This window comes from Bradyrhizobium monzae (assembly GCF_021458635.1).
GTDB lineage: Bacteria > Pseudomonadota > Alphaproteobacteria > Rhizobiales > Xanthobacteraceae > Bradyrhizobium.
On sequence record NZ_JAIRDQ010000013.1, the window covers coordinates 187,257 to 212,513 of the forward strand.

A 25,257-nucleotide genomic window follows, 5' to 3' on the forward strand; every position below is an offset into this window, starting at 1 on the left:
TTCTGATGATTGCGCAATCATTAGACGTTTCTATCTGTCCGCCGCTAGCTTTGGAAATGTGCCTTTCCGTTTCGCCTCCACCATTGACAGTGTTCTCTCAGCTTCCGTAGGTAGCCCCGAGCCCGGGGATGCGGGCGGTGGAGCGATCGGGATCTAAAGATGAGCCACATTTCGGAGCAGCCTGTTGAACGTGTCACGATTCCAGTTCTGCAGCGATGCAAGGAGGAGGGGCGCCGCATCGTCATGACCACCGCTTACGACGCGGTTACGGCGCGCATCGCCGATCCCATCGTCGATGTCATCCTCATCGGGGACAGTGTTGGCAACGTCTGCCTCGGATTTGACAACACGCTACCGGTCAGTATGGCCATGATGAACCACCACCTGGATGCTGTTGCGCGCACGAGAGCGCGTGCCTTGCTCGTTGCCGATATGCCCTTTCTCAGTTTTCACCTCAGCATTGAGGAGACGATACGCAACGCCGGGGGCTTTCTGCAGCGTGGCGCGGCAGCGGTTAAGCTCGAAGGCGGAGCGAAGCGCATCGAAATGGTCCGTGCCCTGGTCGATTGCGAAATTCCTGTGATGGGGCATCTGGGCCTCACTCCGCAGAGCGTCAATGTAATGGGTGGTTTCAAGGTGCAGGGCCGGAAGGCCGACGACGCTCTGCGCCTGCTCGACGACGCCCACCGTCTGCAGGAGGCCGGATGCTTCGCTCTGGTGCTGGAGGGCGTTCCGGCGGAGCTCGCCGCGCGCGCGACGGAAATCCTGACGATACCGACCATTGGAATTGGCGCGGGTCCCAGTTGCTCGGGCCAGGTGCTCGTATTCCATGATGTGCTCGGATTGACTGAAGGTCATCGGCCTAAATTCGTTCGTGCCTATGCAGAGGGTTTTCAGCTGTTGCAGGAGGCGCTGTCGCGCTGGGCCGCAGATGTCCGCAGCGGTGCGTTCCCGGGACCGCAGGAGTCCTACGGGCTACCCCAAGGTCTTGGCGAAACGATCGCAAACTGGGCTCCCACCTAACCTGATGTGCAGCAAAGCAATGCAGACAATCACGACAGTCGCCGAACTTCGTCGCGCTCTTTCAAACGCCCGCAGGGCCGGTAAACGCGTCGGATTCGTGCCGACCATGGGCTATCTACACGACGGTCATCTGGCGCTGGTCGAGGCGAGCCGGGCGCAATCTGACGTCACCGTTCTCAGCATCTTCGTGAATCCCACTCAATTCGGACCGAACGAGGATCTCAGCACCTATCCGCGTGACTTCACGCGCGATGAGAGGCTGTGCCGCGATGCCGATGTTGCCATCGTCTTTGCGCCGGATGCCGGCGAAGTCTATCCGGCTCAATTTGAGACCGTTGTCGAGCCGGGCGACCTCGCAAAGCCACTCTGCGGAGCGTTCAGGCCTGGGCACTTTCGCGGTGTCGCGACGGTCGTCTGCAAACTGTTCAACATGGTGCAGCCGGATGTCGCGTTTTTCGGGCAGAAGGATTTTCAGCAATGCGCGGTCGTGCGTCACATGGCAGTTGATCTCGATCTTCCGATCGAGATCGTTACCGTGCCGACGGTCCGGGAAGCGGATGGGCTCGCGATGAGCAGTCGCAACCGCTATCTCAGCGAGCAAGAACGTCGACGCGCTCTTGCCATCAGCCGTGGATTGTTCGCCGCAGCGGACAAGTTTGGCTCAGGAGAACGCGACGTCGAAAAGCTGCTTGCAATCGCCAAAGGGCATTTGAACGAGCTCGACCGGCTGCAATACCTTGAGCTTGTCGACCATGACTCGCTCAAGGCGGCCGAAAGTCCCCTACGCCGCCCGGCGGCACTGTGTGCCGCGGCCTATGTAGGCTCGACGCGGCTGATCGACAATGTGATCCTGGCGTGAGCGACTTCCTAGCGCCAGCAGAGCGGATTGGGTGCGGTGAAATCCGTCGGTAAATTCGCGCGAGCGCGGAAGTTAAGCGCCGAGTCGAGATAAATTGCATTAATCAGCATCCAGATGTCCTTACTATGCAGGGTTAGGCGCAACCCCGTTTTACGAGCCGACGTTTTACGAGCCGACGTTTGACGGGCCGACAACAATGACGTGGTCAAATCCCTCTCAATTCCGGTGACGCGGCATAGGAGCAGGACATGGCAAGCCATTTCTACCGGTTCCGCATGGGCACGTATGCCGAGACATTGTTTCAGCGCAGCAAGCGCGAGAAGCAGCAAATGATTTGGCTGCAGTACAACTTGATGCGGCTCGGGGGTGAAGTCGTGCGGTCCGAGCGCTGGTCTATCGCGGCGGAGCGGCCAGTTCGGCATGAACAGGGCTCGGCCAAAATCGCCCGTAGAGGTGAGACGACCCTTGACGACCTCAAACACATCGGCTGCGAAGCGTTTCCCGAAGCGCCGACCATGTGGCGGCAGGCGTGAACGATAGCAGGTTGTCGTTCTCTGAACATCCTGGTGAGCTGTCCACTGGGCCAAGCCCCAACGTCTTCATGCTCTTCGACACAAACCGATCATGCAGAGAGTTGTAACGCGACCCGCTGCGTCGTGCCCGTGCTGCTGGAAGAAAAGTGTGTGCCTATAAGCGCGAATTCAGAATTCCGAAATCAATCTAAATTAGCAAGCCACTCATCGACGAGCAGAGCAGGCCAGCTCCAGTTCTGCTGGATACTGAATAATCGTCCGTCGGATCAGCGACAACCAGCACCGTACCGGGCGCATAAAACTCATCACGGGGTACAAGGGTACAATGACCGGAGTAGCGAGCAGACTTATTGGGCGGTTGAGGAGTTGGCGGCGCTTCCGCATTGGGTTGCGCGGCCAAATGGCACTGCTCGGGATTTCGGGAGTTGTTGTCACAGGTGCACTCTGCGCTGCCGCCCTGAACTACGCGAGCCTGGTCCAGAGCGAGGCGAATGACAGCAACAAGTTCAAAGCTCATGTCGCATCGTTGTCACAAAGCTTCCTGGAGTCACGACAAATCACGAGCGACTTCCTGCGCAAGCCCAGCGAAACGGCGATCACGAAGTATGCGAAGAGCCATGAGGAGCAGCTCGCAGACCTCAGCCGGGTCGAAGCATTTGTATCGGCTCTGCCCGACGACGACCCACGGAAGGAAGCGACCGCGTTGCGATCTGTGATCAGTCTCTACGCGACTCGCTTTCAAAACGTAGTCTCAGCGCAGCGCAACCTCGGCTTCAACGAAGATGATGGGTTCCAGGGTAAGCTGCGCAAGGCCGTGCACGCCGTCGAGCAACGTCTAGCCGACCTGAGCCAGCCACGCCTCACGATCTTGATGCTGACGATGCGCCGGCACGAGAAAGACTTCATTCTCCGTTGCGAAGACAAAGATGGCGATCAACTGGCCGACCGGGAGGCGGAATTCGAAACCGCGCTTGCGCAGGCGAGCCTACCCGCGGAAATAAAATCCCAGCTCCTTGAACTGATCCGCGCATATAAGTCGAGCTTTACGTCGTTCATGGTGACGCAGCAGGCGCTGAGCGATCAGGCCGACGATCTCGGACAAATCTACGACCGCATCAGCCCGGCGCTCGCAAAGATCATGGCCGCCGCTGACATGCACTCGCGGGCTGCGGAAATGCAAGCAGAACAAATCCAGCGGAAGCTGATTTGGCTGATCGGGCTTGCAACGCTGCTCGTTGGCCTGCTCGCGTTGCTGTTCGGCCGGCGTGTCGCGAAGACAGTCGCTTCGATGACAGCGGCCATGCGCCAGCTCGGCGACGGCCGGTTCGACGTCGTTCTGCCAGGCCTTGGCCGTAAGGATGAACTTGGCGAGATGGCCGAAGCGGTCGAACTGTTCAAGCTGAGAGCGCGCGAGAGGGCGCAAGCCGAAATCGATGCAAAGGCTGAACAGGATCGTACCGCCGCCGAGCAGCGGAAGGCCGATATCGCTCGGCTCGCCAGCGAATTCGAAACCGCTGTGGGCAAGGTTATCGATATGGTCTCCTCTGCCTCCTCAAACCTTGAAGCCTCCGCCCGCAGCCTTACTTGCACGGCTGATCACAGCCGGCAACTTTCGGTCGAAGTCGCCAGCTCATCGGAGCAAGCATCTGGCAATGTTCAGCTTGTCGCGACAGCGACGGACGAAATGGCGGCAACGATCGTCAACATCGGCCGGCAGGTCGAAGAGGCCGCCGATATCGCGCGCGAAGCGGTTCGCAGGGCCGAACTCAGCGACCAGCGCATGGTCGGTCTGGCGGCTGCGGCGGAGCGGATCGGCAACGTGGTCCAGCTGATCGCCACGATTGCGCGCCAGACCAATTTGCTCGCGCTGAACGCGACAATCGAAGCGGCGCGCGCGGGCGATTTCGGCAGAGGTTTCGCGGTTGTCGCTGATGAAGTGAAGTCTCTCGCAACGCAAACGGCGCACGCGACGGTCGAGATCAGCGAGCACATTCACGGCATTCAGACGGCAACGACTGACTCGGTCAGCGCAATTGCCGACATCGGCGTCATTATCGGCCGCATCTCGGAGATCGCCGTGACCGTGGTCAACTCCATCGCAGAGCAGGGCGCAACGAGCAAGAGCATCGCGTCCAATTTGCAGGAAGCGGCAGCCAGAACCAGCCAGGTGGCGGCGAGCGCCATTGAAGTGACCAACGGCGCAAAGGAGACAGGAGGGGCGTCGATGCAGGTGCTGATGTCTGCCGAGCTGTTGTCTGGGGAAAGCGCGCGGCTGAGGCGCGAGCTCGGCAGTTTCCTCGGGAGGGTCCAGGCGGCTTAAGCTGGCACCTCAACGTCATGAGCGGCCGGAGCCGGAACATCGATGCGTTTTCTAAGATTGCGCCAGTTTGCTCAAGGCAAGCGTGCGGGCGAAAGCGTCGTCACGTGCGCGACCAAAGGCATCGCACGTCCTGTCCTTCGAACAACGGCCTGCACAGGAGTTGACCGCCAACTCACCTCATCTTGGTCCATATTCCATTGTTTTTTGATCGCTCCTGCTCCAGAGCTTCCATACCGTTTCGATGCAGCCAAAGAAGCGCCCTTGCGAGCTGACGAAGATCGTTTCGGCTCGTACCAACGGGCAGTCGTCGTGCGCGACGAAGAGCATCCGCAGCTTGCTTCTCCAATCGCGACAATTCCCGCTCTGTCATCGTCACTTGACCGATCTACACTCACTCATACCGCAACTCGCTGAGTTGGCCCAACGGCACTCATGCGCGGACTCGGACAGACAGCAGTCGCAGATCTCAAGCATGCCGGCAGAGCAATCTGCGTCCGCGCCATGTTTGCAGGCTAGGGTACGTTGACGAGTGGCATGGGCGCGGTCGGTCCCGGCACGAAACCAACCTGGGGTCGGCCATGGACCGTCAGCGCAATTGCAAAGGTTACAAGGAGAATGACGAGTCCACGCATGGCAAAAAGCTTACTCCGGTAGCAGTATCGGATTTATGAAACACCTCGCACTCTGGAGCGTTTGAGAATCGGCGTGCAAACACGGCGACCTCCAAATCAGGCGAGCATGTTGGGCCGCAGAGACAGCCCGGATTAGGCTCGTCCTTCCGGGTCCTCAACGCCCTGTTCGTTGCAAAACGGCGCGCGGTCAACTGAGCGCGCTGGAAAAAAGCATGTCTTTCTGACAACAGCAGAAATAGTGCACGCGATTCGAATAATCATTTATGCGTTCGTCGATCAAACCGCGAAGGCAGCAATGGGGCTCATGGTCTTCGCCGCAACTGAAAGCGATGTATGCCCAATCACGACTTCGTCTCGGGTAGCCTCCTGGCACTGACCGCGGCCGGCGTTGCGCTGCTCTGCTCGAGCCTGCTTGCCTTGGTCTTGATCTAAAGCCAGTGCGCCGGCTTCGGTTTCGTGCCTAGGGCGTGCGGCTTCGGGAGTCTTTTAATCTGAAGCTGCCGGTGAACCCGGCCGGTCAGATACCAATGACTATGGTTGGAACGGGACAACAAGTTCGTTGGATGGATACGGCTGAGGGAAAATGTTCAGATCGATGTTTGCAGCGTGTTTGTTGACTTGGTCCGTTGATGCGGCGCAAGCGCAATACCTCGGACGGGTTATAACCCAAACAACCACGGTGTCTCGGGGCTACACCCGCAGCAATCGGACTCCCGTGCGAATCACTATTAAATTTGCAACCAAGTCGGGGGCGCTCCGCCAAGGCCACCCCCGATCCTGCCAAAACTCAGCTAGGGGCTGACGGCAGCTTTGGTCGGTAACAAGCAGGGCTATAACTCCTGACTCGCCCATATCGTCAAGTCGGCCCCATTTTTGAAAGGGACCAGAATGGCCAACCGCGCGCGCATCCGTTGCATCAACAAAACTGACAGAATGAATCCGCATGAGCGGATCAAAAATGTCGGTGGCCAGAACGCTGACGGCAGTCGCTGGAAGCAATCGGTCGATCAGACGATTCGAGAAATCGAATCCCGCGAATGGGAGTTCTTTGTCACTGAAGGTGGCCTCACCGTTGATGTTATCGTCGCCACACAACGGGAATAAGTACATCAAGACAACTGCTGACGGCGTTCAACCCGACAATCTTCTTTCGCTCCCTGAATGCCCGTGATCTAACCCAGGGGCGAACTGTCGGTTGCCTGAACCTGATGACTACCTGACCAAATAGCTCACGGGCCCAAGCGGCCTCCTACGGTTTTTTTACTCGCGAATTGTGATGCAGACCGTTTTGACAATTATCGGCATATGGCTGTTGATTAACGTGCTTTTTGTCGTCGTTATGATCCCGCCGCGGAAACCGCGAGCGGAGGATCCGCCGCGATCCTCAATGGGCCCCACCTTTGCAACGCTTGAGGGCCACACGCACCACTTCGAAGAAGAAAAGGTCTCAACCCGCCATATCATCATCGCTCTCGCGATGGGAGTTCTGTTCTCATTGACGCCCCCTCTGATCGAAGCGCTCGACGACATTAAGCGTCTGATCAAAACATTCTGGAAGTTCGGTGGCCCCCGGAGATGAAGGCAGTTCCAACAGGGCGCCGTCGCTCGATGACGGCGACTATCCGAAAGACAACTGACCACTACGATCGGCAACGTCGCTAGGGGAGAATAGCCATGACGTGCCCGTTGTGCAAAGGCATCGGCTGGGTCTGCGAGAGACATCCTGATCGTCCGTTTGGCGGCTCCAGTGGCTGCACCTCCGGCTGCGGCGAGATACCGTGCCGGGCCTGCAACGCAGGTTCTATCGTGCCGAGTTGTCCGCGTAAGCCGGGCCTCCCCCTCGCCAAGCGCGCGGTGGCGTTTTTCGAGGAGCTAGCACAAGCTGTATTCTGGATTGAGCCGCCGAGTTCCGCGCCGGACCGTCGGATTCATTAGAGTGCCGTTGCGTCCGCATGCAAAAAGGTCGTCTTTCGCATTAGGCGCCATCGAGATCGCCATTGCCCCGCGATAATCGCCAGTCGCACGGGGCAGACGCAGTCCTCAATTAGGACACGCGCAATTCAAATTGGGACAGAGCCATTTGCCTCGCTAAGCATCTTCCGACGCTCTGATGCAACGACCAGAAAGACGGGCCCGAGCTTTCCTCCGGAGTGCCTCGGGCAGTTGAGCCCTCAGGAAGCAACAACGCCGCTCGCTTGAAATGAGTGCGAGCGGCGTCGCTCCAGCCCCGGGAGGATGATGCAAAATCCCGGTAGCCGCTAAGCTAGCATAACCTGTGCCAAAATACATGTCTTGAGGCGGGACACGCGCGACGGCAGATGAGAACGCAGTATAACTATCCGCGACCATAACGCGCGTTACGCCCCCAGTTATCCTCGCGTGACAGGGAACGTTGGAGCGGCATGGGGCCTGATGCGGAAGTGCTATTGTGCTCTCAGTGCATTGGCGAGGCTTGCAACACCGTGCCGTATCTCTCTTGCTTCAAGTGCAGCATAGCCGAAAACAAACCCAGCTCGCCGTTTCGCGCTTCCTCGCCCATTCTCGTATAGTCCGGAAACAGGATAAATGCCGACGCCTCTGTGCCGGGCGCTTCGTGCGATTGCGTCCTCCTGCGCCGCATCGAGCTTCTTGAACCAGGCCACCACATGGAGCCCGGCCTCGGAACCCTGCACTTCGATAGCGTCACCAAAATGTTCAGCGAATGCTTCAAGCAAGGCTGAGCGGCGCTGCGCGTTCTTTCGCCGCAGCTTTCTCACGTGCCGCTCGTAGGCGCCCGAGTATAGGAAGTTGGCCAGTGCCGCTTGCTCAAGCGTCGGCGAGTGCCGATCGGTAAGGCGCTTGGCCGTGCGGAAAGCGTGGATGAGCTCCGGCGGAACCACGACATACCCTAAACGCAGCAAGGGCGAGAGCGTCTTTGAGAGCGTTCCGAGATAGATGACGTGAGCCCCATCAGCGAAGACATGCAAGGGCTGAATGGGACCAATATCGTATCGGTACTCGCCGTCGTAGTCGTCCTCGATGACATAAGCTCCCTCCTTGCCGGCCCACTGCAGCAGTTGAGCACGACGCTGTGCTGAGAGAACGTGACCTAGCGGAAATTGATGCGAAGGCGTCACATAGCAAAGCCGAGCCGTTTCGACATCCTTAAGGGCTTGTGTCTGCAAGCCTTCTTCATCGACCGGGACGAATTGAGGCGCAGCCCCCACACTCTCAAAAACATGCCGGGCGGCCCAATAGCACGGCGTCTCGATCACGAAGCGATCGCCGGGATCGAGCAATATCCGCGAGCACAAATCGAGACCCTGCTGTGATCCGTTGACGATAATGATCTGGTCGACGCCGCAGCGCAGGCTGCGCGCACGCCACAGATAAGCTTGCAGCGCTGTTCGCAACTCCATTGATCCCTGCGGGTCCTGATAGCGCAGACCGCGCGGACCAGACGTCGTCAGGACTTTCGTCAGAGCGCGCCGCCAGGCCAGGCTCGGGAAATCGGCAGTTGCAACATCGCCGTAGCGAAAGTCGATCCGCAGGGGCTCGGTCGCGATCGGCGGGCCGGACAATTCGAAGAGCCGTCGCCCGAACGCCGATAGACGAGCGGTTCTTGGCGCCTGCTTGCCGGCTGCCCGTGACCGGCTCCCTGGTCGAAGCGCAGGCGCGACGCAGGCCCGGCGACCCTGCCGCGTCTCGATGAAGCCTTCCGCGAGAAGCTGCTCGTAGGCGGCCGTAATCGTGGTTCGAGAGGCTCCAAATTCGGCCGCGAGGGCGCGGGTCGAAGGAAGCTGGTCGCGCGGTCTGTAGACGCCATCCTCGATCTGTGCCTTCAATGCTTCATAAATTTGCCGCGCCCCATTTGGCTTATGGCACCGCTTTCCTGTCTCGGACTGGCCCACCAATATCGCTCCAAACTGGCCCTTCAAAGCGGCCCGTGTGCGGCCTAGATCATCAGGCATCAAGATCCGATCGACGTGTTCGGATGCGGAGGAGTTCTAGCAATGTATGTGCCGCGAGCCTTTCGCGTCGACGACATCGCCGAGATTCATCGGACCATGCGTGAAGCCCGCTCGGCGACCCTTGTCACTGCAACCGAAGAGGGGCTGATCGGAACGCCGGTCCCGATGCTTCTCGACGAAACGGAGGGTCCGAATGGCACGCTTTACGCGCACGTGGCAAGGTCTAATTCACAGTGGAAGCTGCAGCCTTCCTGTGAGGCGATGGCCATCTTTGCGGGGCCTGAGGCCTATGTCACTCCGTCCTGGTACGTGACGAAGCAGGAGACGCACAAGGTCGTGCCGACGTGGAACTACGTTGCGGTACATGCCTACGGCGCGATCGAGTTTTTCGACGATGCGGACCGGCTACTCGACCTCGTAAGACGACTGACGGACCTGCACGAGCAATCGCAAAAGGACCGCTGGGCAGTCGCGGACGCTCCGGCCGATTTCATCCAAGCGCAGCTCAAGGCGATCGTCGGACTGCGCATGCCGATCACAAGGTGCGACGCCAAGCGGAAGATGAGTCAGAACCGCAACGTAGCGGATCGCGCCGGTGTCATCGATGGATTATCGAGGAGCGATCGCTCTGAAGACCATATTGTAGCCGCTCTGATACCCAGAGGATGACGCTGGACCCTGCCGGGATGAGGTGAATGATGGGCGATTTTCAGGCGTTCCTGCTGTTCTTGGGAGCTGCGCTTTTGGTGGCGATCACACCAGGACCCGGGATTTTCTACGTTGCGGCACGAACGTTCGCAGGCGGCCGCCCGCATGGTCTGGCATCGAGCTTTGGTACCGGTGTTGGGGGCCTTGTGCATGTTATTGCCGGGGCGGTCGGGATCTCTGCGCTCGTGATGGCGAGTGCGGAAGCCTTCACTATGATCAAGATCCCCGGAGCCCTCTATCTGATTTGGCTTGGCTTCAAGACATGGAACGAAGCCGAGATCGTCGACCCGATCGGGGTGGAGATAGTCGGTGTCGGACGGGCATTTCGGCAAGGCATTATTGTCGAGGCGCTGAATCCGAAGACGCCTGCATTTTTTCTCGCCTTCATCCCGCAATTTATCGACCCAACCGCCGATGTCGCCCGGCAGTTCGTCATCCTTGGGACCATTTCAGTTGCGCTCAACACTGCTGCTGATGTGGTCGTGACCCATTGGGCCGCCAAAGCAAGAGCGGGCCTGGCCAAGCGACCATCGACCCTCGCCAAAATGCTTCAGGTATCTGGTGCAGCTATGTGTACGCTGGGAGCTTCACTCCTTATTGCGCGGCGGGCTGGTTGATCATCGGGCATCCATCCTGCCAGCTACCGCCTGTCTCCGACGTTGCGGCGCAATCTTTCGGCTTACCGCTCGGGAACGACGACGCCATCTATGAAGCCACAGCGTGCATACGTCGCTCGCCTCGGGGCGCGCTAGTCTGACGAGAGTGGATGTGCGGCATGTGGGTGGTTGGCTCGCTCCGTCGCCGTAACGGCCGGTCGCCAACCTTCACATCCCGAACAGCTCGGACATGAGTCATGAATCAGCCGAACGGCAAGCCGCGTTAGCGTTTTTGGATTTGTTTCGCCGCCCGCAGCTAGATTTAGAATCTTTTCGGCAAGGCATGCTTTTAAGGAAGACGTCCGCGCCGGTTCCGGCATCATTTGGACAGCATTGTCCAGGACGCGTCTCAACATGGCGCGCAGGTGAGCATCTGAATTCGCAGCTGTCATGGAGCTAATCCAACGGATAAAATCTGTGCGGGTTGGCCTCGGCTCTCAGCCAGTGGTCCTGAGAAGATCCGTCGAAGCCCACCGTTCGATAGTCCCGTGTCGTCTAGTGATTGGTGCAGTCGGCTTGGTTGCCGTCACACCCGACACATACAAGAAACATGTTTAGCGGAGGTGACACTGAAGCTTGGAATGCGAATTCTTTGTTGGGTCTGCTTTGCCCAGAACGAAGTCGAGAGGGAGTTGTGTAACGATCGACCGAATCCCAGCAGATCGTGCGGCCTGCAGCTCCGTTCAAGAGCAGTGGTAGAGGTGATCAATGAATCTCCCTTCGGCGACATCTTTCTGCGTCAATTATCCGAACCGGCCGAGTAACGTCGAATGCAAGCAGCTCGTTTGGGTAAGGGCGACATCACGCGGCCGCTTATTCGGCGGCAGAGTCGTTTCCCAAGAACTGCTCAGAACATTGTCGCACTGGAGCAGCAAAGGCCAAGGCATGCCTATCCCACGTGGCGCGATGCGGCGAGCCGGGCCGACAGGCGCTCGTTTTTCGACAACGCCGCCTGAACCGGATACGAGCCCGTGTGGGCAAAGGTAATGCCGGAGACGAGCTCTACCACACCACAAAGGCGTCCTTCACAAGAGTGACGTAGTCAGCTGTTCGTCGATGCCCCGACTGACCCAGGAACGCGTGACATTACCCACAGAAGCCGAACCAAGCGCGCCGCGTTCGACCGAGCCTCTCATGATGGAGAACGTCGGGCCAGTCTAGACCGATCCAAGCTCGCCGATCTGAGCTCGCTGCGATGTAAGGCACGCAAAACCGGACGTCGCCGGATGGTGCAGGAGTTTGGCATCATGTGACGGTGTGGTATTGGTCCGATCAGCCAGATCAGGTTGGAGGTGAGAAATGCCAGTCCCTCGGTAAACAGCTCCGACAGCCGAGCCGGCTAGTTCTCAGTCCGGTTGGCCGGCACGATGATCCCTCGTGTGGCCAGGCAGTTTAGCACCGTATCGGCCAAGCGCTCCGGCTGCTGGTTCAGTGTTGTCAAATGGATCTCCGGCGCGCTCGGCGCCTCGTACGGCGCATCGATGCCGGTAAAATTCTTGATCGTGCCTGATTTCGCCTTGGCGTAGAGCCCCTTCGGATCGCGCCGCACGCATTCGCCGATCGGCGTGTCCACAAAGACCTCGATGAATTCGCCGTCGTCCACGAGATCGCGAACCATGTCTCGCTCGGCCTTGTAGGGTGAGATGAACGAGCAGATCACGAGCAAGCCGCTATCGACCATCAGTTTGGCAACCTCCCCGGCGCGGCGGATGTTTTCAACCCGATCGGATTCGGTGAAGCCGAGATCTCGATTGAGACCGTGCCTGAGATTGTCGCCGTCCAAGAGCATGGTGTGATACGACATCGCAAACAGCTTCTGGTCGACGAGGTTGGCGATGGTCGATTTTCCCGCGCCGGAAAACCCGGTAAACCAGATGATGCAGGGTCTTTGGTGCTTGAGAGCGGCGCGCTCCTTCTTGCCGAGTGAGAGCGGCTGCCAGGCTATGTTGGCGGCACGCCGCAAGGGGAAGGCGATCATGCCAGCGCCGACGGTCCGGTTGGTGTCGCGGTCGATCACGATGAAGGAACCGGTGCGCCGATTCGCTTCATAGGCATCGAAGGCTGCCGGCAGTACGGTTGCAATATTGCAGAAGCCGATTTCATTGAGGCTCAAAGTGCGGGCTGCCACGTGCGCGCCGGTGTTGACGTCGATCCGGTATTTCATCGCCGTGATGCTGCCGGACGCAATCGATTGCGTGCCGATCCGGAAGGCATAGGACCGGCCCGGGACCATGGGCTCCTGGTCCATCCAGATCAGGTGGGCGGCAAACTGATCAGCGACCTCCGGTCGTTCCGTCGGCTTAGCGATGATATCTCCGCGGCCGATGTCGATCTCGTCGGTCAGCGTAATGGTCACCGCATCGCCGGCTTCGGCGCGCACAAGGTCGCCATCGTACGTCACGATCTGCTTGACGCGCGAATTGCGTCCCGATGCCGGAATAACGATTTCGTCGCCGACCGCAATGCTGCCGGAGACCACCGTTCCAGCGTAGCCGCGGAAATCCAAATTCGGCCGGTTCACCCATTGTACCGGGAAACGGAAGGGCAAGCCGGCCGTCTCGGACTGGATGTCGATACTTTCGAGATAGTCCAACAGGCAAGGGCCATGAAACCAGTCGGTATTGCGGGACAGGCGGATGATGTTGTCGCCGTATCGTGCGGAGATCGGGATAGCCGCGATCGACGTGAAGCCGAGGTTCGAAGCGAAATCGACATAGTCGTCCACGATGCGATCAAACACTTCCTTGCGGTAATCGACCAGATCCATCTTGTTCAGGGCCACGACCACGTGCCGGATGCCCAGGAGCGAGCAAATGTAGGAGTGGCGCTTGGTCTGCACCAGGACGCCTTTGCGCGCATCGATCAGGATGACCGCGAGCTGGGCGTTGGAGGCGCCGGTCGCCATGTTACGCGTATACTGTTCGTGACCGGGCGTATCGGCCACCATGAACGATCGGCGCGGCGTGGTGAAGAAGCGATAGGCGACATCGATGGTGATGCCCTGTTCGCGTTCGGCCTCGAGCCCATCGACCAGCAGGGCAAAGTCGATATCATCTCCGGTTGTGCCGTGCTTGACGCTGTCGCGCGCAAGCGCCTGCAGCTGATCCTCATAGATCGCCTTGCTGTCGTGCAGAAACCGGCCGATTAGCGTCGACTTTCCATCGTCCACCGAGCCGCAGGTGATGAAGCGAAGCTGATCCTTGCTGTCGGTGAAGGTGAGCTCTCGCAGCGCATCAGTATCCATTCAGAAGTAGCCTTCCCGCTTCTTTTTCTCCATCGATGCCACTTCATCGGTATCGATCAGCCGTCCCTGACGCTCGGAGAGCGTCGCAACCTGCATTTCCGCGACGATGTCTTTGATGTTGGCGGCGTCAGACTCGATGGCGCCGCTCAGCGGATAGCAACCAAGCGTGCGGAAACGCATCATCTTGAGCTCGGGCGTCTCGTCAGGAGCCAAGGGCAGGCGCTCATCATCCACCATGATCAGCGTGCCATTGCGATGGACCACCCACCGCTGTTTCGCGAAATAAAGCGGAACGACCGGAATGTTCTCCAGCATGATGTATTCCCAAACGTCGAGTTCCGTCCAATTCGAAATGGCGAACACGCGCATTGTCTCGCCTTTCCGGCTGCGAGTGTTGAAGAGATTCCACAGCTCCGGCCTCTGGTTGCGCGGGTCCCAAACATGTCCCTGCGAACGGAAGGAGAAGATGCGCTCCTTCGCCCGGCTTTTTTCCTCATCGCGCCGGGCGCCCCCGAACGCCGCGTCAAAGCCGTAAAGGTCGAGCGCCTGCTTGAGCGCGTCTGTCTTCATCACCTGCGTGTGCAGCGTCGATCCGGAATCTATCGGGTTAATGCCGCGCTCGATCCCGTCCTGGTTCACATGAACGATCAGGTTGATGCCGAGACGCTGGGCCGTCTCGTCGCGAAAGCTGATCATCTCGCGAAACTTCCAGGTCGTGTCGACATGCAACAGCGGAAACGGAACCTTCGCCGGATAGAACGCCTTCTGCGCCAGGTGCAGCATGACGCTCGAATCCTTGCCGATCGAATAGAGCATTACGGGCTTACTAAATTCGGCAACGACTTCGCGCATGATCTCGATGGACTCCGCCTCCAGCCGCCGCAGATGCCGCGGCAGCGTGCGCGTCTGTGGTTTAGTGATATTTTGTGCGTTCATTCTGAACATCTGCGGTTCCCCGCGCGGCAAGTCGCCGTTTCGATAATCTAACTTGCCATAGCTCATGGGGCCGCTCTCAGGGTCCATAACGTTGAATAGCAATCACGCCGATTATCCGCGCGAGCTTTCGAAACTCATCCGGATCAAGTGTCTTGCTTACGTGTAGCTTTCGTTTCCGTGCCACGCCGAACGATCGAGAACGGAAAAGTAGAACAGGTGGCACCAGGAACGAAGCATCTGACCTGAGTGCTCGAAGCCATTGGTTATGAGATGAGGAGATCAAGATCAACACCTGAAGCGGTTGTCTCTATTCAAATTCTGGATGTGCTCCATCGACACAATCGATTTTACCAGCCGTACGAAATGGCGGATAACAAACGCTCAGTTGGAGAAATAGACCATCAAGCCGGTTTGCCTCGTATTCATGTGAGCGCCGTCTCAGATAGCGGTCGTCGGTTCTTGACGCGCCTGTCATCGCGCAGCTTTTCGACGTACGTCATCCGGCGAACGGCATTCATTTGACGTTTTGCAGAAGGCTTCGTGAAGAAATATTGACGCCGCTGTCGACTTGCCTACGCGCAAGTGTTGGGCCGAATTGCTTGAAGCGCATTGTCTATAGAGCAGTCAGCCGCGACAGCGCCTTGTGTTCGTCATGGATATCAGCCTGCTCGTGGCCAAGGTTAACGGCGAATGCCCTCGCCGTAAATGAACCGCCGGTAGTCCTCCCTCTGCCGACGGAAGCTGGTGCGATGTCTTGTAGCATCGCTCCTCCCAGACTGAACTTCGCCCGGCCCCAAAAGGGTCGGGCCCTTTTTAGTGCGGCCGGATCCATCCGGCCCTCAGTGGGGCAGGCTCGCAAGCGAGCTCAACGCCTTTCGGCGTGCCCTTGGGACGCATCTGTCCATTCGAGCCAAGACCAGACTATCTACGGCTGGAATCGTATAGCGATCCGCCTTTGTATCGATGCCGTGGATACATCTGATCATAACAATCGATTTTACCGATCGACTTAAACGCTGGATACTCATCGCGCCGGTGAATTTCGAACTGAGACGCCGCAGGTCGTCAAGGTCGATTGTCGATTGATGAGGCAGTCGGGCAGCCCTACGCAATCGGCTGGCCGGCAGGTCTCAATCTTTTAATTCGCGTGCCAGAAGGGTGCATGGGGCAGTCATGAGTATGAGTGGGGACGGGTCTACCGAAGCAGCCAGTCGAGCGCCTGAAACGAGCGTATCGAGCGACGGTGCTTTGTGCGCGACCCCTTCGACTTCTCTCGTTTCACCCGCGCAGACGCGTCAAAGGTTTTTCGTCGTCCCGGCGAGGACAAGGCCAGTTGAACCGCGCGCTGTAGAACGCATCGGGCCTAGTCCTCGTTGCAACTCGCGTGTCCAGGACCTTAAGCGGAGCATCGAGCTCCAAATCGAAGAGCTGGCAAGGCTAATAAATGACGGCAAAAATGGGCAAGAGGCGACCCAACTGCTGAATGAGCTCACAATCGAGCTCATAACCGCAGCGCTCGGTCTATGGGTAAACCGCGACGAGCGACCCGGCGGCGCGATCATAAGGGGTGGAGCTGGGCGAGTCATACAGGACTACCGCAGCGTATGCGAACCAGAACAGCTATCGGTTTTGGCGCGAATCTTTGATGATGCAGTTGCCGCACTACCGGAAGAAATGCGAACCCCTGCTAACCGAAGGCAGATCGCCGCGCTCATTCTGGGACGTGCAGCCATAGCTGAGTTCGAGCTGGGCTTGCTCGTCAGGTTTGTAGTCGCCGTTGCTTCTGCCGTTTGATCAAATCTTGCTGCGTCGCATGTGGGTTGGATCGAGGTCGGTTTCGTTGTTTAGATATATATAAAAATGCACACGGCGTTGCCGACAGGACAGTCACGTAAGAGAAGTCTTAATTGAGGTTCGATACGACCACTTACGCCGGATTCAATTGGGGAATTAGAAATATGTGGCTCAGTCGGATATCAAGTCTCGCTCTGGCATTGTCTGTCCCGGCAGCGACGGTTGCGGCTAATGCAGACTACCTATCACTTCACTTCTGGGGCGGGCTCGTTCTTGGCGGATTTATGTTGGTCCTTTCCGTCGTGACGTCGAGGAGAGGTGAGGCGTCCGCAGTGACCTTGGACGAAGCGATGGCGATCAAGGCTTTCGAAACGATCAAGGACGGTATCACGGTCTATGATGCGGACAAGTGCGTGCTCGCCAACGACGCTGCAGCCCACATGCTCGGGTTTTCCAGTGGAGAAGAGTTGAAAGGGTTGAGTATCGCCTCGCTTTCGCTGGATCCTCAACCGAACGGCAAGACTGTTGCGCAGATGTTCGAGCAGACCAATGAGGTTGTGACGCGGTCGGGCCACGTGGCGATCGAATGGTGGCTTCAGCGCAAAGATCAATCCTCCATTCCGGTCAGGATAAGTCTTGTTGTTTCGGAATTCAGCGGCCGTCCGGTAGTCGTGTGTGTTTGGCAAGATATAACCGACCTGGTCCGGATGCGGGAAGAGAGGCTGAGTCTTGCGAAGAGGTTTGATAGCGATGTGTCGCGGGTCGTCGACGTTGTGGCGAGCTCAATGCAGGACATGCAAGCGGTCGCATCGGAAATTACAGCTTCAACGGGCGATGTCTGTCTTCGTACTGAAGCCATGACCGAGATTGTGAAAAAGACCGAAGGAAACTCGACCGCCGTTGCTTCGGCCGCTCAGGAGTTCTCGGCTTCGATTTCGGAAATCAGCCGACAAGTTTCGACGGCCGCGAACATTTCGCAAACTGCGCGCGACAAGACCGGACACGCTGAAGCAACGTTAGTTGAGCTCGTTGCTTCGGTGACGAAGATCAGCAGCGTCGTCCAAATGATCGAGGGCATAGCCTCGCAAACCAATTTGCTAGCGCTCAACGCAACCATCGAGGCAGCGCGAGCCGGCGAAGCGGGGCGAGGCTTTGCAGTGGTGGCTGGGGAAGTGAAGAATCTTGCCGCGCAGGCTGCAAAAGCGACGAGCGATGTTGATGCTCAAATTCTTGCCATTCAACAAAGGACGGAACTGGCGACTGCGGCGATGAGTGACATCGCCGGCATCATCGACAAGTTGCAGGAGATATCCAACAGCATATCGGCGGCGATAGAGGAGCAGTCGATCGTGACGAACGACATCTCGCGAAGCATTACCAACATCAGTTCCGATATGCGCGAAGCGTCCCGAGATATTGACCAACTCAACGATGCCTCGCGTGCCTCTGGCTCATCGGCGGGGCAGGCCGTTGGGAAGATGAAGAACTTGAGCAGCAATATCGTTTCATTGCAGGGGCAGGTCAGCGACTTCTTGATCAAGATCTCGGCGTAACATGGAGCGCTCAGTTTAGGTGCAGGTCAAGCAACCAAGTCGCCACGACGTCTGCTGAGTGGGACGTTGGTCGGGCAGGCGGAACTCTATAATCGGATCGATAACCGTTGTCGGTTGATCCGGGCGCGGTTCGTAGGCCAGTTCGGATGCTGGTTCGATAGAGTTGCGATCGAGCGGTGCTGTTGTAAACCTCTGTTTCGACGGTAAGCTGGCACTCAGCGAGTGGTACAGAGTGTGATTGTCTAGCTCTGAGGGGCGACCGGTTGGCGACCTTGCTTTTGAGGTTGCGATGAACGGATGGCGCACCATCATGCGGCCGTCCGCATCCACGCCAGTACGTCGGCTTCGCGGTAGTGCCAATCATTCATGCTGATCTCACTCGCGATCCGAGCTCCCTAGTTATCCGCTTCCAACGCCCTCGCGAGTTCAGTGCGTTCGTCATCCACCGAGACGGTTCCGCGAAGTCGGATGTAGAAAAAGCATCGCCTCGACATGAATCGCCTCCCCGCATGGCCGCCGCCGTTCGGACAAAGTAGGGGACCTGCTACTCTGAAACGCAGCCAGGTTTAAGTTTGGGCCCAGTTCGCCAGAGGAGACAGGCGATGAAGGGAGAGTTCCGGAAGAGCAGTCCATCTAGGTCTTGATGGAACACGCCGCCGGTCGGCTACGCCAGTCGAGCGTCCCGCTAGATCCGGGCTGCGGCAGTAAGTGAACCTTGCAGAAGGACCGTAAAGGGGGAAGAAGGATTGGGCAGGGGAACACCAGGAGCGCCAAGGTGATTGACCATCGATCTTCGTGGGAATCATTGGCACAAACGATGGAAGTCTTGCTTTCAAGTTCTACCCATGGCGCGGTGGATGCACGCCATTTAATTCAAGAGAGTAGCCGATGCTGCGCGCGGACCTGATCCGTAGCGTCGCGGCGGATCGCCTCAAATGTCCGCGCAAGCGATAGATTGCCGCCTCAAGCGCATTGGTCGAGACCTCATGGTCGAATGAATAGATGCTATCCTCCAGTGAGGCGCGCGGCACCGTGCGCCCAGCATGGCTGAGCAGATACTCAAGAACGCACAGTTCACGATGCGCGATGCGGAGCGGCCGTCCGTCCACCCAGGCTTGCCGGGCAATCGGATCGAATTCGACATTCCCAAATATGGTGAGCGGGGCCGTCATTTGCTTCGATCGCCGCAGAATGGCTCGCATCCGGGCGATGAGCTCAACAGTAGACAGCGGCTTTGGCAGGAAATCGTCCGCCCCACCGTTGAAGCTTGCAATTCGGCGATCGAGATCGTTGAGCCCGCTTATCACCATCGCGGGCATCGATCTGCCGTTTCGTCTCAATTGCTTCAGCCAGTCCAAGCCGTCTCCATCCGGCAGAGCCAACTCGAGAAGAAGAATGTCATAGCATGCGCAATCAAGAGCTGCCGCCGCTTCGTCCAGAGTGCGTGTCACATCGACGGCGAACCCACACTCCACGAGTGCTCCTTGGACAGCCCGCGCAAAGGCGGTTTGATGATCAACCAGTAGCGTTCGCATTTCATCGTCTTTCGCCAATCTACGACGGGATGATTGAGCGGCTCATCGTCGACCGTGAGGCCACGCGGTTCTTGTAAAGCTCTCCCTTTGGAGTGAACGCCGGAAGCCGGGATTGGCGCGGAGCAACAGTCGTCAACGGCCAATCTATCCGATCCGTCCATCGGCCTATGGGTAGCTTCGGCCGTCCGCTTTGGATCGCATGCGTTCTCCTCAACGCTTGCGGTAATCTTGGCGTCAGCAGGGAGGCTCCGAATCATTGAAGGGATCGAGGGCCGTGAAGATATCCTCGCGCATTTGCCCGCCAACGCTCCCAACGAGACAATATACGTCTTTCGAAAACACATGCCGAACCCTGGCGATCCGCAAAACCGAGTCACGTGCGCTCCCGACGCTGCAGCCTATCGAGAGACCGTGAACATTGGCCGGTGCATCCCGGCATTGGCACCAGTCACGCATGTGGTGCGAGCCAGCGTGGCCTGCATTCACCTCGCCTAACGAATACTGGCATAGCCTCGGATGTGGAACTTGAATTCTGATCGTTCTCCCATCCGGCAGGGGCGAGGCGAAGACGGCCATCCCTGCTCTCCAAGTGACCGACTTGCGCCCGGCGCAAGGCCGGTGGCGATGGTTCTCCCGCCTGGCGCATCGGCCATTTCAACAACGTGCCGCCGCGAGGCGCGTGATGAGTTTGCAGCGCAACCTTAAGAGCTTCAGGCATTCGCAATTCTTGCTCGCTGTCAGGATGGTTTGGCGCGGCCGAGAGAGTCTCGCAGCCCGTGTCGGAAAACCTACAATCTGACGCTACGTACGATTCAAGTCCATCCGCGGGCCGGGTCAGAAATTTCCCAACATTCGCAGGCCCGCTTAAGCAGCGAGAGCAAGATATTGACCGGCGCAAGGCGTCGAGCGTCGGCAGAATTGGCTTGGAGCGCCCAGATATCGCCTCTCCGTCGGTTATCAGGATAACGGGCTTCGAGGCTGCGCTTCAGCAGGAGCAAATCAAAAAGACAGTCAAGGTGCCTCGTTAGGGGCGGGCCTTTCGAAAGCGTCGGAGCGTGCTGCCATTCGAGATCAAGCCCGTGCCTCGAGTGTCGGGGTTGGGACACACTGCTCGGCCGCATACGCCCCGCTAGACCCAAAGATACGCCAACCATGGCGCGTTGGCATTGGCACGAGCCTTGAAGGGGAGAAGGCGTCCGGCATCGCATTTTCAGGAAATCACCATTATGGCGTACAAGATAGTCGCGTCCCAGTGCACCGCCTGTGGCGCATGTGAGTTTGAGTGCCCCAACGGGGCAGTCAACCTCAAGCGCGACGTATATGTGATCGATCCGAAGACGTGCACCGAATGCGAGGGGCATTTCGGCACGCCGCAATGCGCTGCTGTCTGCCCGGTTCCCAACACGTGTGTCCCGGCTTAGCGGAGTGGCGATGCGCATGGTCGGCACCAGCAGCACGGTCGAGACACAATTGAGCCCTGCGGCCTTCCTTGTTGGTGACCTGGTTAGAGTGACGGTCCGTTCCGCGTTAGGCCTGATTGAGTCGCTGGCCTATACGGTCGAGGGGGGACGCCATAACCGTTGCCGGACGTGGCCGGAATGGTCTCTGCGCGTGCGGAGGCGCCAATGGTAGCCGTACAAGAGACGATCGAGTGCGTGAGGCGCATCGACGTCGACCAGTATCGTTATGGGTTTGAGACCTTGATCGACTCCGAAAGGCTCCAAAGAGGTTGTCGGAAGATACCGTCAAATTCATCTCGCAGAAGACAGAACGAACCGGCCTGGATGCTCCTGTGGCAGGCTCGAAGCCTGTCGCCGCCGGGTGACCATGATCGCGCCGACCTGGGCACGCTCCAGCGCGGCCTCACGCAGAAGGAGGCGGTCGGCCCCGTCGTCAACGGCTTCGTCAAGGACGGCTCCAGCAGCTGCCGATGGAATTCGCAGTGGAGGCGCAGAAGCTGAACTCGATCCTGCTGGAAGGAGCGGTCGGCTAGCTCTGACCGCATCCTGAGGAGGCCGCGCAAGCGGCCGTCTCGAAGGATGGATACCGGATTGATTGTTGCCCTCATCCTTCGAGACGCGCCTTCGGTACCCCTCAGGAGGAGATAGACGGAACGACACAATGGCATTGCTTGCAGTGAAAGGCCTGAAGGTTCGTGTCAAGGAGCGTGAGATCCTCCGCGGGCTGACCCTGACCGTGAACGAGGGCGAGATTCACGCGATCATGGGGCCGAACGGCTCGGGCAAATCGACGCTCTCCCATGTGATCGCCGGCAAGCCCGGTTATGAGGTCACCGACGGCCAGATCGTGTTCAAGGGCGAGGACCTCCTGAAGATGGATCCGGAAGAGCGCGTCGCGAAGGGGGTGTTCCTGGCTTTCCAGTATCCGGTCGAGATCCCCGGCGTTGCCATCATGACCTTCCTGCGCACCGCGCTGAACGCGCAACGCAAAGCGCGCGGCGAGAGCGAATTTACGACTCCGGACTTTCTCAAGAAGGTTCGCGAGGTCTCCAAGTCGCTGAACATCCCGCAGGACATGCTCAAGCGTGGCGTCAATGTCGGCTTCTCCGGCGGCGAGAAGAAGCGCAACGAGGTGCTGCAGATGGCGCTGTTCGAGCCGAGCCTGTGCATCCTCGACGAGATGGATTCCGGCCTCGATATCGACGCACTGCGCATTGCAGCCGACTGCGTCAACGCGCTGCGTTCGCCGGGCCGCGCCATGGTCGTCATCACCCATTATCAGCGGCTCCTCAATTGCATCGTGCCTGACGTCGTGCACGTGATGTCGAAGGGCCGTGTCGTGAAGAGCGGCGGCAAGGAACTGGCGCTGGAGCTGGAAGCGTCCGGCTATGCCAATTTTCGAGGACGCGGCTTGGCCGTGTTGCGGATATTCCGATGACCCTGGCTCTGGCGAATACCAATCCCGAATGCCCGGCGAGAGACGTCTTTACCGCCGCGCTGGGACGATTACCCGGCGCGGGAGCTGTTGCCTATGCTCGCGCCCGCGCTTTCGACGCATTCGAGCGCGCTGGCCTGCCGCACCAGCGCCTTGAGGAGTGGACATGCACTGACCTTCGCGTGCTGATGCGCGCGGTCCTGCCGCTAGCGCCGTTACCGGACGTTGCCGCGCTGGTGCGCGCAAAAGCGGCAGTTGCGCAGACGGCACTCGAAGGCGCGGCTAAGCTGGTGCTGGTCGACGGAGTGTTCGCGCCTGACCTGTCGGACCTGGCGGCGTTCGGCGAGGGCGTCGATGTCAAGACGGTGCCCGAGTTTCTGGAGTATCCAGCCGGGGCCGATCTGCTGATAACCTTCGCGACGGATCCGATGATCTCACTGAATGCCGCGATGGTGACTGACGGTGTCGTGGTCACGCTTGGCGATGGTGTCGCGCTGAGCCCTCCGATCCAGATCATTCACGTCGCGACTCAGGCTTTATCGTCTGCGTTCACACGCTCGCATCTGAAACTTGGCAAGAGCGCACAGGCGACCCTGGTCGAAAGCTTTGTTGCTGCCGATGGCGCGAGCGCCTATCAGGTTCACGACGCGGTGATCGCCCAGATTGGGGAAGGAGCGAATCTTTCGCATTTGCGCGTGGTGGCTGACGCAGCTGACGCCACGAACATCTCGTCAAGGATAATGACCGTCCACGAGAAAGCGACGGTCAGTTCCTTCAATATGACCTATGGCGGAACTGTCACTCGCTACCAGGGCTTCATCACATTGGCGGGTGCGCGGTCCGAGCTCTCCATCAACTGCGTCAACCTGCTCAACGATACCCAGCACGGGGACACCACGCTGGTGATTGATCACGCCGCACCTCGTTGCACGAGCGAAGGGAATTTCCGCTGCGTGGTGGACGATCGCGGCCATTCCGTGTTCCAGGGACGGATCATCGCCAAAGCGCAGAAATCGCAGGGCACGATGATGACGCGGGCGCTGCTCCTGTCTGACGAGGCCAAGGCCGATAACAAGCCGGACCTGCAAATCTTCGCGGATGATGTCACCTGCGGCCATGCCGCGACATCAGGCGCGCTCGACGACAGCCTCTTGTTCTATCTGCGCGCGCGCGGCCTGCCCGAGAAGGAGGCGCAGGCGCTTTTGATCCAGGCGTTTCTCGGCGAGGCGATCGAGGAGATCGCAGACGCTGGTCTGCGCGAGTTCGTGAGCGCGCGGGTCGCGCGCTGGCTGGAGACGCGGCGATGAGCACGCATCCGGCCGTTCGCGGTTCCGCTTATGACGTGATGCGCGTTCGTGAGGAGTTTCCGGCGCTTGCCATTCGGGTGTATGGCAAGCCGCTCGTCTATCTCGACAATGCTGCCTCGGCCCAGAAACCCAGGGCGGTGCTCGACCGCCTCATGCGGGCCTATACAAGTGAATATGCCAATGTGCATCGCGGCCTGCATTACCTCGCCAATGTCGCGACCGAAGCCTATGAGGGGGCGCGGACCAAGGTGGCGCAGTTCGTCAACGCCCGCCGTTCAGAAGAGATTATCTTCACCCGCAATGCCACCGAGGCGATCAACCTCGTGGCCTCTTCCTATGGGCAGCCGAATATCGGCAACGGAGACGAGATCGTGCTCTCGGTCATGGAGCACCACTCCAACATCGTGCCCTGGCATTTTCTGCGGGAACGCCACGGCGTCGTGATCAAATGGGCGCCGGTTGACGGCGACGGCAATTTTATCATCGAGGAACTCGAAAAGCTCCTCACCGCCCGCACCAAGCTGGTCGCAATCACGCACATGTCGAACGCGCTGGGCACTATCGTGCCGGTCAAGGACGTGGTCAGGCTGGCGCACGCCCGCGGCATCAAAGTGCTGGTCGATGGTGCGCAGGGCGCCGTGCACCTGCCGGTGGACCTGCAAGACATCGGTTGCGATTTCTACGTCTTCACCGGTCACAAGCTCTACGGGCCGACCGGGATCGGTATGCTCTACGGCAGGCATGAGCTGCTTGCTGCGATGCGGCCCTTCAATGGCGGGGGCGAGATGATACGTGATGTGGCGCAGGACCGGGTCACGTATGGTGATCCTCCGCACAAGTTCGAGGCCGGCACGCCGCCGATGGTCCAGGCGATCGGACTGGGGGCCGCCATCGACTATGTCAACTCGATCGGTAAGGAGCGCATCGCCGCGCATGAGCAGGATCTTGCCGAGTACGCGCACGAGCGCTTGGGTGAAATCAAGTCGCTGCGGCTGATCGGCATGGCGAAGGATAAGGGGCCGCTGATCTCCTTCGAGCTGAAGGGCGTCTATCCCCACGATGTCGCGACGATCATCGATCGGCAGGGGGTTGCAGTGCGCGCCGGCACGCATTGCGCGATGCCGTTGATCAAGCGGTTCGGTGTGCCAGCAACGTGCCGTGCGTCATTGGCGCTCTACAACACGTATGCAGACGTTGATGCACTCGCGCAGGCCGTTATTGCGGCCGATGAATTGCTCGCATGAACAGGCGACCGCGCCCCAAGCGATAAGGGATGGGTCCGTCGCATCGCCGCACCAATACGTGAAATCCT

16 protein-coding genes and 2 pseudogenes are annotated in these 25,257 nt (G+C 58.9%); 14 read left to right on the plus strand and 4 right to left on the minus strand.

Going from position 1 to position 25,257, the window contains the following annotated elements; genetic code table 11:
- Positions 1-159 precede the first annotated feature (159 nt).
- The 6 genes and pseudogenes from panB to K3F49_RS34010 all read left to right on the plus strand — a co-directional run bounded on the left by panB (position 160) and on the right by K3F49_RS34010 (position 6,946).
- Positions 160-1,023 carry a 3-methyl-2-oxobutanoate hydroxymethyltransferase gene (gene panB / locus K3F49_RS33985; protein WP_234685224.1) on the plus strand — a complete coding sequence of 288 codons (864 nt, stop codon included), beginning with the start codon at positions 160-162 and terminating at the stop codon, positions 1,021-1,023.
- A gap of 19 nt (positions 1,024-1,042) precedes the next feature.
- The gene (panC, locus tag K3F49_RS33990; protein WP_234685279.1) at positions 1,043-1,882 is read left to right on the plus strand and encodes a pantoate--beta-alanine ligase; all 840 of its coding nucleotides are present in this window, start codon (positions 1,043-1,045) and stop codon (positions 1,880-1,882) included.
- Positions 1,883-2,130: 248 nt separating this feature from the next.
- On the plus strand, positions 2,131-2,415 hold the full coding sequence (locus tag K3F49_RS33995) for a hypothetical protein (RefSeq protein WP_234685225.1): 285 nt from the start codon (positions 2,131-2,133) through the stop codon (positions 2,413-2,415).
- 400 nt (positions 2,416-2,815) lie between these two features.
- Positions 2,816-4,735: a methyl-accepting chemotaxis protein gene (locus K3F49_RS34000; protein ID WP_234685226.1), complete on the plus strand. Its 1,920-nt coding sequence runs from the start codon at positions 2,816-2,818 to the stop codon at positions 4,733-4,735.
- A 1,520-nt stretch (positions 4,736-6,255) separates the two neighbouring features.
- Positions 6,256-6,538 (plus strand): annotated as a pseudogene (locus K3F49_RS34005) (DUF3892 domain-containing protein).
- Between the two features lie 105 nt (positions 6,539-6,643).
- Positions 6,644-6,946, plus strand: a complete 303-nt coding sequence (locus K3F49_RS34010; protein WP_234685227.1) for a hypothetical protein — start codon at positions 6,644-6,646, stop codon at positions 6,944-6,946.
- An 844-nt stretch (positions 6,947-7,790) separates the two neighbouring features.
- Here the strand turns inward: K3F49_RS34010 and pdxR are convergent.
- A complete protein-coding gene (pdxR, locus tag K3F49_RS34015; protein WP_234685228.1) occupies positions 7,791-9,257 on the minus strand; it encodes a MocR-like pyridoxine biosynthesis transcription factor PdxR in 1,467 nt (488 codons plus the stop codon).
- Positions 9,258-9,359: 102 nt separating this feature from the next.
- Here pdxR and K3F49_RS34020 point away from each other — a divergent pair, with 102 nt between their 5' ends.
- Positions 9,360-9,986 carry an FMN-binding negative transcriptional regulator gene (locus K3F49_RS34020; RefSeq protein ID WP_234685229.1) on the plus strand — a complete coding sequence of 209 codons (627 nt, stop codon included), beginning with the start codon at positions 9,360-9,362 and terminating at the stop codon, positions 9,984-9,986.
- 29 nt (positions 9,987-10,015) lie between these two features.
- Positions 10,016-10,642 (plus strand): LysE family translocator, encoded by a 627-nt coding sequence (locus tag K3F49_RS34025; RefSeq protein WP_452101148.1) that lies wholly within the window; start codon positions 10,016-10,018, stop codon positions 10,640-10,642.
- A gap of 1,378 nt (positions 10,643-12,020) precedes the next feature.
- On the opposite strand, the gene cysN is transcribed toward K3F49_RS34025, so the two are convergent.
- Together cysN and cysD are read right to left on the minus strand one after the other, a co-directional pair.
- Positions 12,021-13,925 carry a sulfate adenylyltransferase subunit CysN gene (gene cysN / locus K3F49_RS34030; protein ID WP_234685231.1) on the minus strand — a complete coding sequence of 635 codons (1,905 nt, stop codon included), beginning with the start codon at positions 13,923-13,925 and terminating at the stop codon, positions 12,021-12,023.
- Positions 13,926-14,861 carry a sulfate adenylyltransferase subunit CysD gene (cysD, locus tag K3F49_RS34035; protein ID WP_234685280.1) on the minus strand — a complete coding sequence of 312 codons (936 nt, stop codon included), beginning with the start codon at positions 14,859-14,861 and terminating at the stop codon, positions 13,926-13,928. It lies immediately after the preceding gene.
- A gap of 2,126 nt (positions 14,862-16,987) precedes the next feature.
- Between cysD and K3F49_RS34040 the strand changes: the two genes are divergently transcribed.
- Positions 16,988-18,208 carry a methyl-accepting chemotaxis protein gene (locus K3F49_RS34040; RefSeq protein ID WP_234685232.1) on the plus strand — a complete coding sequence of 407 codons (1,221 nt, stop codon included), beginning with the start codon at positions 16,988-16,990 and terminating at the stop codon, positions 18,206-18,208.
- Between the two features lie 839 nt (positions 18,209-19,047).
- Here K3F49_RS34040 and K3F49_RS34045 read toward each other — a convergent pair.
- Positions 19,048-19,743: a response regulator gene (locus K3F49_RS34045; RefSeq protein ID WP_234685233.1), complete on the minus strand. Its 696-nt coding sequence runs from the start codon at positions 19,741-19,743 to the stop codon at positions 19,048-19,050.
- Between the two features lie 1,226 nt (positions 19,744-20,969).
- Here K3F49_RS34045 and K3F49_RS34050 point away from each other — a divergent pair.
- From K3F49_RS34050 to K3F49_RS34070, 5 genes and pseudogenes are all read left to right on the plus strand, one after another.
- The gene (locus tag K3F49_RS34050) at positions 20,970-21,164 is read left to right on the plus strand and encodes a 4Fe-4S dicluster domain-containing protein (protein ID WP_234685234.1); all 195 of its coding nucleotides are present in this window, start codon (positions 20,970-20,972) and stop codon (positions 21,162-21,164) included.
- 204 nt (positions 21,165-21,368) lie between these two features.
- Positions 21,369-21,594, plus strand: a pseudogene (locus tag K3F49_RS34055) (Fe-S cluster assembly protein SufB); the annotation flags it as partial.
- A gap of 270 nt (positions 21,595-21,864) precedes the next feature.
- On the plus strand, positions 21,865-22,641 hold the full coding sequence (gene sufC / locus K3F49_RS34060; RefSeq protein ID WP_234685235.1) for a Fe-S cluster assembly ATPase SufC: 777 nt from the start codon (positions 21,865-21,867) through the stop codon (positions 22,639-22,641).
- Positions 22,638-23,945: a Fe-S cluster assembly protein SufD gene (sufD, locus tag K3F49_RS34065; RefSeq protein ID WP_234685236.1), complete on the plus strand. Its 1,308-nt coding sequence runs from the start codon at positions 22,638-22,640 to the stop codon at positions 23,943-23,945. Before sufC ends, sufD begins: the two co-directional genes overlap by 4 nt.
- Positions 23,942-25,189 (plus strand): cysteine desulfurase, encoded by a 1,248-nt coding sequence (locus K3F49_RS34070; protein WP_234685237.1) that lies wholly within the window; start codon positions 23,942-23,944, stop codon positions 25,187-25,189. Before sufD ends, K3F49_RS34070 begins: the two co-directional genes overlap by 4 nt.
- Positions 25,190-25,257 lie beyond the last annotated feature (68 nt).